Origin of the sequence: Flavobacterium sp. AJR, from assembly GCF_002156885.1 — a bacterium.
Taxonomy (GTDB): Bacteria; Bacteroidota; Bacteroidia; order Flavobacteriales; family Flavobacteriaceae; genus Flavobacterium.
Genome location: NZ_NCWQ01000072.1, coordinates 43,909 through 52,629, shown reverse-complemented (window position 1 = coordinate 52,629; position 8,721 = coordinate 43,909). Strand labels below are relative to the sequence as shown.

Annotated in this window: 8 protein-coding genes; 4 read left to right on the top strand and 4 right to left on the bottom strand. The window is 31.4% G+C overall.

The window, feature by feature from the left end; genetic code table 11:
• Window positions 1-155: 155 nt before the first annotated feature.
• Complete coding sequence (locus B8T70_RS18055; RefSeq protein WP_086895743.1) at window positions 156-1,736, bottom strand: NADP-dependent glyceraldehyde-3-phosphate dehydrogenase; 1,581 nt, start codon at window positions 1,734-1,736, stop codon at window positions 156-158.
• Window positions 1,737-1,808: 72 nt separating this feature from the next.
• Entirely contained in the window at window positions 1,809-2,120 is a 312-nt protein-coding gene (locus B8T70_RS18050; protein WP_039117816.1) for a rhodanese-like domain-containing protein, read from the bottom strand.
• Window positions 2,121-2,433: 313 nt separating this feature from the next.
• On the opposite strand from B8T70_RS18050, the gene B8T70_RS18045 reads away from it, so the two are divergent.
• The 4 genes from B8T70_RS18045 (at window position 2,434) to B8T70_RS18030 (ending at window position 6,347) form a co-directional block, all read left to right on the top strand.
• Window positions 2,434-3,234 carry a hypothetical protein gene (locus B8T70_RS18045; protein ID WP_086895742.1) on the top strand — a complete coding sequence of 267 codons (801 nt, stop codon included), beginning with the start codon at window positions 2,434-2,436 and terminating at the stop codon, window positions 3,232-3,234.
• 33 nt (window positions 3,235-3,267) lie between these two features.
• Window positions 3,268-3,894, top strand: a complete 627-nt coding sequence (locus tag B8T70_RS18040; RefSeq protein WP_086895741.1) for a Crp/Fnr family transcriptional regulator — start codon at window positions 3,268-3,270, stop codon at window positions 3,892-3,894.
• Between the two features lie 486 nt (window positions 3,895-4,380).
• Window positions 4,381-5,166, top strand: a complete 786-nt coding sequence (locus tag B8T70_RS18035; protein WP_039117818.1) for a sulfite exporter TauE/SafE family protein — start codon at window positions 4,381-4,383, stop codon at window positions 5,164-5,166.
• Between the two features lie 143 nt (window positions 5,167-5,309).
• Window positions 5,310-6,347: an SMI1/KNR4 family protein gene (locus B8T70_RS18030; RefSeq protein ID WP_086895740.1), complete on the top strand. Its 1,038-nt coding sequence runs from the start codon at window positions 5,310-5,312 to the stop codon at window positions 6,345-6,347.
• Between the two features lie 33 nt (window positions 6,348-6,380).
• On the opposite strand, the gene B8T70_RS18025 is transcribed toward B8T70_RS18030, so the two are convergent.
• On the bottom strand, window positions 6,381-7,214 hold the full coding sequence (locus tag B8T70_RS18025) for a hypothetical protein (RefSeq protein ID WP_086895739.1): 834 nt from the start codon (window positions 7,212-7,214) through the stop codon (window positions 6,381-6,383).
• Window positions 7,215-7,644: 430 nt separating this feature from the next.
• Complete coding sequence (gene cydB, locus B8T70_RS18020; protein WP_039117821.1) at window positions 7,645-8,721, bottom strand: cytochrome d ubiquinol oxidase subunit II; 1,077 nt, start codon at window positions 8,719-8,721, stop codon at window positions 7,645-7,647.

Here is an 8,721-nt window from a genome sequence, read left to right as displayed (position 1 = left end):
AAAGGAACGTAAAATTTTTCATGGTATTTTTTGTAATTCTAAATAATAATTTGAAGCAAAAATACTACAATTAAAACTAAGTCTCTTTATATAAAATAAAAAAACCGCCTTACTCCAAATGGATTAAGACGGCTTTAAACATTAAAAAATAGCTACTACAAGATATAATCGGTATTTATAAAATTCGATTCTTTACTATTTAATAATTCTTGCAAAATGGCATTATTGTAATCATTATCTTTTGATGCTACGAATGTTCTAATAGAAAACGAACGCAATGCATCGTGAATACTTAAGGTTCCTACAGCCGAATCTTTACGACCAGTAAATGGGAAAACGTCTGGTCCTCTCTGGCAAGAACTATTCAGGTTTACCCTGCACACTAAATTTACCAAAGTATCTATAAGTGGTGCAATCGTTTTGATGTCTTTACCAAACAAACTTACTTGTTGTCCGTAATTAGACTCAGCCATATCATTTAACGGTTCTTGAATATCCTTAAAGGTCAAGATAGGTACAACTGGTCCAAATTGTTCTTCGTGATATACACGCATTTTTTTATTTATAGGAAATAAAACCGCTGGAAATATATAATTATCCGTGCGTAATCCTCCCTTTTCATTAATTACTTTAGCTCCTTTACTAGTTGCATCATGAATTAATTCATGAATATAATGTGGTTTTTCTGGCTCTGGAAGTGGCGTAAGCGAAACTGATTTATCCCATGGATTCCCGAAAATCAACGAATCTACTTTTGCTGCAAAGCGTTTATTAAATTCTTCGGCAATAGATTCATGCACATATAAAATCTTTAGTGCAGTACAACGTTGTCCGTTAAAAGATAATGTTCCAACGATACATTCCTGAATAGCCAAATCTAAATCGGCATCTGGTAAAATTATCGCAGGATTTTTTGCTTCTAATCCTAATACCAAACGTAATCTGTTTTTATTCGGGTGCTGATCTTGCAGCGCAATTGCCGATTTACTATTTCCGATCAAAGCCAGGATATCGACTTTTCCAGATTTCATTATTGGCGATGCTACTTCTCTACCTCTACCATATACAATATTAATTGCTCCGCTCGGGAAACTACTTCTAAAGGCTTCTAATAAAGGTGATAATAACAAAACACCGTGTTTAGCTGGTTTAAAGATTACAGGATTACCCATAATCAATGCCGGAATAAGTAATGAAAATGTTTCGTTTAATGGATAATTGTATGGTCCAAGACATAATACAACTCCTAGAGGGCCTCTACGTACCATAGCGTTTATACCTTGTACTTTGGTAAAACTTGCTCCACTAGTATTTAACTCTTTATAGCTTTCGATAGTATCGTAAATATACTCTACAGTTCTGTCAAATTCTTTCTCTGAATCTCCTAATGATTTCCCGATTTCCCACATCAATAATTTTACAACTTCGGTACGGGTGGCTTTCATCTGGGAAACAAAATTCTCCATACATTTTATACGATCCACAACTTTCATTGTAGGCCATAAACCTTGTCCTTTATTATAAGCGGCAGTTGCAGACTCTACAACTTCCATCGCTTCGGCTTCTCCCATAAAAGGAATAGATCCTAATAAAGTAGGCGTATATTTTTCGGTAGATGATATGGTAGAAAAAACAGGTGTAGTTTGCCCTGTCCATTTTTTTAACTCTCCGTTTACAAGATAGGTATCCTGTACCAATGGAGTATTTATTTGGTATTCCTCTGGTATAAAACTCATTATTTGGTTGTTTTGTTTTTTGGTTATTTAGTTTTTAGAAAATAAAAAAGAGGCACGCGCCTCTTCTTATTTTTATGGTGTTACTGTTTCTCCATCCCAGTCCAGTATACCTCCTAATAAATTATAGGCGTTATTAAACCCCATCTCATTCATTATTTGGCACGCTTTTGCACTTCTGGCTCCAGAACGACAGTACACATAATAATTTTTATTTTTATCTAACTCCTCTAGCTCATAAATAAAAGCCTGTCCTTTATTGATATCAATATTAAGAGCATTTTCTATATAGCCATCATTGTATTCGTCTTCAGTTCTTACATCAAGTATAACTGCATTTTCGTCAGCTTCAAATTGAGCTACCCAATCTTCTTGTGATAAATTCATGATATCGTATTTTTAGGTAAAATTACAACGTTTTTGGCAAACTATAAACCTACTATTTGTGATTTATATTATAATTCGTAGAAAACGTTTTAGCAAAGATATAATAATCAATGAATTCTGTTTTCTACAAATAATTTTCAAAAATACAGTCTACAAAACCCATAGAAAATAGGATATTATTATTTGAGTAAATTGGCATTTAAACATAAACTCTATATAATTAATACCATAATAATCGGTTATCTTTGTAATTAAGTTACCAAAATTTGGATTTTATTACAAAAACTTTCCTACTCATAATTAGCACATTAAAATGAAATTAATAATAACAATACTTTTATTTTGCGGTTTATCTGTTACAGCACAGAACGAAAAAAATAATCTGAGAACCGAAGAAATTAAGATTGAAAGTGGAGAAATTATTAAAAAATATAATAATGATAAACTCGAAAGTTTTGCGGTACAAATTTATGCCAATAGCTACTATAACTCCTTTTTCTTTACCAAAGAGAATGATACAATTGTGGTTAAAAATTTAAACGAGAAAGATGCTATTATTAAAATATATGTAAAAGATAAAAAGAAGGTTAGCGAATTTATTTATAAAGACAAACAAATTTTCTATCTCGAAGTAATCGATTTTAACATCAACAACTTACCCGCAAAAAGCAAAATTTCGAATAGAATATATGATAATGAAAAAACCAGCTATCTCTATAAAAACAATATGGCTGATGCCCATGGAGATGATTTCGAAAAAAGCTATAAGTTATTTCTCTTCTTAAAAACATCAGAAAACAATGTAACTGTTGACTCCATTTTTAATCAAATTGCCGATTTTTTCTCTAAAGAAGATGCTATTTACAGAATTTATATGAGTAAATATCGAGACAAAATAAATGCTGAATCAGCAACAAATACAACTGCTTATCTAATTACAGATGAATCAGGAAAAATAAAAAACGGAATTTTATGGACTGAAAAACCATCTAATAACGGAGAATATCATATTTATAAAAACGGAAAAATCATTAAATCCGAAAATATAAAATTAGAATCTTTTCAAAAAATCATCAATACCTATTATATCGAAAGCGCTGATTTTAATGAATAAAACCATTACTAATTAGTACAAAAAACAACGTCAATGCAAACTCCTTTAAAAAATATCTTTCCGAACTTTTCCAACGAATTAATTTCAGCTATCGAAACTAATGCTACTATGCAGGATTCTGAAGCAGGAACTATTTTAATGCGAACTGGACAATACATAAAAAACACTGTTTTAATAACCAAAGGTAAAATCAAAATTTACCGTGAAGGCGAAGATGGTGGCGAATTTTTCATGTATTATTTACAACCAGGTCAAGCTTGTGCCATATCGATGATTTGCGCAACCAAGAGCGAGAAAAGTCAGATAATGGCAAAAGTAGTCGAAGATGTTTCGGTAGTCATGATTCCGTTAAACTTAATGGATAAATGGATGATGGAACACCGTACTTGGTACGAATTTGTGATTGAAACCTATAGAAGTCGTTTTGAAGAAGTCTTAGAAGTTGTCGATAGTATTGCTTTCCGTTCTATGGATGAACGATTAGAATTTTATCTAAAACGTCATAAAGACGCTTGTGGTTGCACCGAATTAAAAGTATCACATCAGGAAATTGCTACAGAACTTAATACCTCACGAGAAGTAATATCGCGCTTATTAAAAAAAATGGAACAACGTGGTTTGGTAAAACTAAACCGAAACCAAATTGAACTTTTAAAATAGAATGTTTGATTTTTTTAACCATTAAGAGATTAAGAAAAATTAAAGTTTGAATTTAATGGAACTTAATTTCTTAATGGTAATATTTTTTAACGTTGAAACTAATAGCAAATCTTGTGTGATAAATGTATTGCGCTTATTTAAAAAAAACATTTAAAACATTTTTTTACCATTAAGAGATTAAGAAAAATTAAGGTTTGAACTTAATTTTAAAATTTAAAATGAAATATCTTCTATTGTCAGTTCGAGCGGAGTCGAGAACTTGAATAAACATTTTTACTCCGCCTAATGTGATAATGAAAAGTAATAGCAAATAGATCTAAGTGTATTTACTAAGTTTAAATACACTAAACCTTAATTTTTCTTAATCTCTTAATGGTAAATATTTTTTAACGTTGAAACGAAATTCGCATTTAATAAACCCAATGTGATAAATGTTACTGTGCCTTACGTTTTAAGGAACAACCTTTGTATCAAAAAAAAACATCAATGGAATATTTAGGTTATTTTGCTTCAATTATTATAGGACTTTCGTTAGGCTTAATTGGCGGAGGAGGCTCAATCCTTACTATTCCTATTTTAGTTTATTTATTTAAGATAAATCCAGAGCAAGCAACAACTTATTCATTGTTTATAGTCGGAATCACTGCTTTATTTGGTAGTTATAGCCATTACAAAATGGGGAATCTTAAACTGAAATCGGCATTGTATTTTGCTATTCCATCGGTAGTTTCTATTTTGATTATACGAGAAGTAATTTTCCCTCAAATCGCATCAACATTATTCTCTGTTGCTTCCTATACCGTTTCCAAAGACTTTTTAATCATGCTTATTTTTTCTGTATTAATGATAGCAGCTGCAATCTCTATGATTAGAAAAAACAAAGCCGAACTAAAACCTACAACAACAAACTACACCCAACTAAGTATAATCGGTTTTGTTGTGGGTATTGTAACAGGATTTCTAGGTGCTGGCGGTGGATTTTTAATTATTCCAGCGCTAATATTTTTTGCCAATTTACCTATGAAGCAAGCCGTAGGAACATCATTGCTTATTATATTCATTAATTCATCTATAGGTTTTGGAGGAGATTTATATATCGGAACTCCAGTAAACTATATCTTCTTATTAGAAATTTCTGGAATCGCACTTTTAGGAATGCTCATAGGAACACAACTCTCTAAAAAAATCGACGGAACTAAACTAAAACCAATGTTTGGTTGGTTTGTACTAATAATGGGATTTTATATTATTACAAAGGAAGTTTTCTTTTAAGATTTTAAGTTTAAGCCAATCTTTGTCAAAGTTTTTTTTTACTTTGACAAAGATTAAAACCGCATAATTCACTAAGCAAAAGTAGAATTGAGGTTTTTATTTTAGTACGTTTAGAATAATGATATTCATTACGAATCAACCTTATGGCAAAAACAATCAAACACTTCGAAGAAAGTTTATTTACAGAAGATGACGGAAGTAAATTTTCTAAAATAAAAGACAAACTAATAAAAAGTTTCTCCACTACAGACAGAGAAAAAGTTATCGAAATTTTAATCCAATATTCAAAAGATGGCAAAATGCTGCATTGGAGAAATTTCTTGTTGACTGATATTATTGACCTTGTACTAGAAGATGAAACAAATTATAGTGACTTCTTCGAGTGGACAATTACAAAACCAGAACTTACCTATTGGGGAATCGACGGACTTATAAAAACAAAAGGAATAAAAGCATATAAAACTCTCATTGAGTTAGCTCAAAACGAAAGCTTACCAACAGAAGTTCGTGCAAAAGCAATCAAAAGTATTGCAATACACAGCAAGCAACCTTTTGACCGTGATTTACCAAAAGATCCTGGCTATTGGAAAATTGAAAACTTTAGGATTGACGAATTATTAGATTGGCAAAGCAAAGGATATAACCAAGGCTCAGGCCATAAAGAACCTCAAATTCATCCCACACTAAAAAATCCAAAAACAGAACTAGAGAAAGCAGTTTCTAAACTAAACTATAAACTAGAAATAGAAAGAAACAAACAACAAGATTTATCAAACCCAACTGATTGGCTTGCAATTGCCGACGAAAACAAAATTGCTGAAATAGAAAAAAAGTGGAAACTACCCGAGAATTATTTGCTGTTTCTTAAAAACTATTCTCCTATCAGAGTTTTTATCGACGATGAAAAATTCTTTCAGGGATTAAATTTATATGGAGCCGATGATTTAATCAAATCTCAAAATGGTTATTCTTTCAACTCAATAACAAACGAAATTCTCGAAGATTGGCCATCAAATTATATTGTAATAGCCGACGCTGGTGCTGACCCATATTGTATTGATATTACAAACATCACAAACAATGATGCACCAATCTATACAAGTATGCACGGAAATGGAAAATGGGAATTCGAAAAATACTCAGATTCATTCATTGATTTTCTAAAAGACATCGTAGAGTAATCTTTGTCAAAGTTCTTTTTACTTTGACAAAGATTATAACTCATATTTCCATTTCATTTCTTTATTATCAAACTCAATTTTCAGATACCGAATATGGCTAACAGGAATCTTAGTACTATTATGGCGCTTTATTTCCCAGTCTTTAACTGACATAGCTAAGTCAATTGCATCTTTTTCAAATTCCGTATATGGGCGTTTCTTTTTAATTTTTAATTCCCTTTGCAAACCATATATAGAATCATACTTAAACTCACCTTCCGAGTTTACCAGATCTATACCTGTAAAAAGAGAAATTAATTTTCCGTTTTTATCTATATACAATCCCAATAAAGCATGTTTATTTCCATAATCTTTAAGCTTCCCTGTTTTAAAAATAGAATCAATGTTAGAAATCGGATTAGGGAGATTAAAATCACTTTCGAATTGATAAATAAAGTCATCAATTTTAAATTTATTCCCATTTTCCAGCATCTTCTCATTGGGAACAACATTATTAGTCCATTTCAATGAAGCCGAATTAGAGCAGTTTTTTTCAAACACTAATTTCCCATTCCTTTCAGAGGCATATACAACCCATTCCTCATTTACAAAAGCTTCCCAATAACAAGAATTTTGAGCACCTTTTTTTTTGTATCTAAAGGTAAATGACAATTCATTTGGAATATTCTCATTTTTATAACTTTTCAGAACCTCAAATGTGATCGTATAATTAGAAGAATCTTTATCAAATGTCTTTTTTATAATTCTTCCGGTAAACACCTCTTTTGAAGAATAAAACTCTAATATAGCTTTCGGAATATCGCAATCACATGCAAAACTATTAATACATCCGAAAAAGAAAAAAAACAGCGTAATTATGTATTTCATTTATTAAAATAATTCGTTCGAAACTAAATAACTAAAATTATTATTTAGAATTATATTTTGGGCGTTCCCTTCGGTCGGGCTATCCGCTATATCTTTTTATTAGAAAAAAATAAAAAGGATAACGCTCCTATCCCTAACGCAACCATAGAGATAATAATTTTTGATTTTATAAAACTTTAAAAAAACAACTTTCAACACAAAAATAGCGCGGATTTTTAATCTATGCCCGTTCCAACCAAAGCACTATTTTCTGATTTAGATTGTGGGCACGAATTAAAAATCCGCACTATCGTGTTGCTATATCTAAAGCCATCTTTGTCAAAGTAAAAAGAACTTTGACAAAGATTAAAATCCTTTTAAATCATATAATCTGTGGCAGAAAATTAACTGCTAATCATATAATTAATTTGTGAAATCCGTGGCTAAAAACTTAATGTTCCCCATATCCAATATCATCCATTTTACCACTAAAAACCCGGTATTGAATAATAAAATATACAATAACTAGAGCCAAGGCGATAAAAAACCAACTCATTCCAGCCTCTAATCCGTATTCATGAGCAGCCGTATTATAAATCGTTAATGAAGGATTTACATTGTTAGTAGATGGTAAAACATTCGGGAAAATTGAAACTGCTGTAGAAGCAAAACCTCCCACAAGAAACAATGTTGAAAACACAAACCCCATTCCGTCTTTTTTGTACGTGCGCACCTTAAACAATCCTACAATCCCAATAAAGGTAATTAATGGGAATATCCAAAGTATTGGAGTTTCAATAAAATTATGAAAAGGTTTTGGCTCAATAAAATGCCAGATTTGCAAGGATATAAATACCAAAATCAGTAATACGATATTGAGTCTAAAAACTACCTTTTTAAGCTTTTCATTTAATGAAGAATTAGTTTTAAAAATAATCCAGTTTGCGCCATGAATCGTAAGTGCTACAACACTTACAATCCCCAAAAACAACGTAAACCAATCGATAATCCCTAATTCATGGGCTTGCGGACTAAAAGTCGGATTCCATAAAGGCAAAAAGAAAAAATGAGCTTCCTGAGTCGATACACCATTTACAACCATACCTAGATTCACACCACGAACAATATTCCCTAAAGCAATCCCAAAGAATAAAGCCAATAGTAAACTCGCGATTCCGAATGCTTTATCCCAAATTACTTCCCACATCGGGTGATGAATCTGTCCACGCATTTCTAGTCCGATTGCTCTAAAAATAAGCAACCATAAAATCATAATCAATGGCAAATAAAACCCACTGAATGATGACGCATATAAAATCGGGAAAGCAAAAAATAATACCCCCCCCGCTGCAATAATCCATACCTCATTGGCATCCCAAAAAGGACCAATCGCACTAGTTATTGCTTTTTTATCTTTTTCTGTTTTAGCAAAAAATAAATGAATAATTCCTGCACCAAAATCATAACCGTCTAACACAATGTAAACAGCTAGAATTCCCATTAAAACTACGTACCAAAAAAACTCCAT

Coding starts and splice junctions, on each gene's coding strand:
- B8T70_RS18055 (WP_086895743.1), bottom strand. CDS start 1,736: ATGAGTTTTATACCAGAGGAATACCAAATAAATACTCCATTGGTACAG.
- B8T70_RS18025 (WP_086895739.1), bottom strand. CDS start 7,214: ATGAAATACATAATTACGCTGTTTTTTTTCTTTTTCGGATGTATTAAT.
- B8T70_RS18030 (WP_086895740.1), top strand. CDS start 5,310: ATGGCAAAAACAATCAAACACTTCGAAGAAAGTTTATTTACAGAAGAT.
- B8T70_RS18040 (WP_086895741.1), top strand. CDS start 3,268: ATGCAAACTCCTTTAAAAAATATCTTTCCGAACTTTTCCAACGAATTA.
- B8T70_RS18035 (WP_039117818.1), top strand. CDS start 4,381: ATGGAATATTTAGGTTATTTTGCTTCAATTATTATAGGACTTTCGTTA.
- cydB (WP_039117821.1), bottom strand. CDS start 8,721: ATGGAGTTTTTTTGGTACGTAGTTTTAATGGGAATTCTAGCTGTTTAC.
- B8T70_RS18045 (WP_086895742.1), top strand. CDS start 2,434: ATGAAATTAATAATAACAATACTTTTATTTTGCGGTTTATCTGTTACA.
- B8T70_RS18050 (WP_039117816.1), bottom strand. CDS start 2,120: ATGAATTTATCACAAGAAGATTGGGTAGCTCAATTTGAAGCTGACGAA.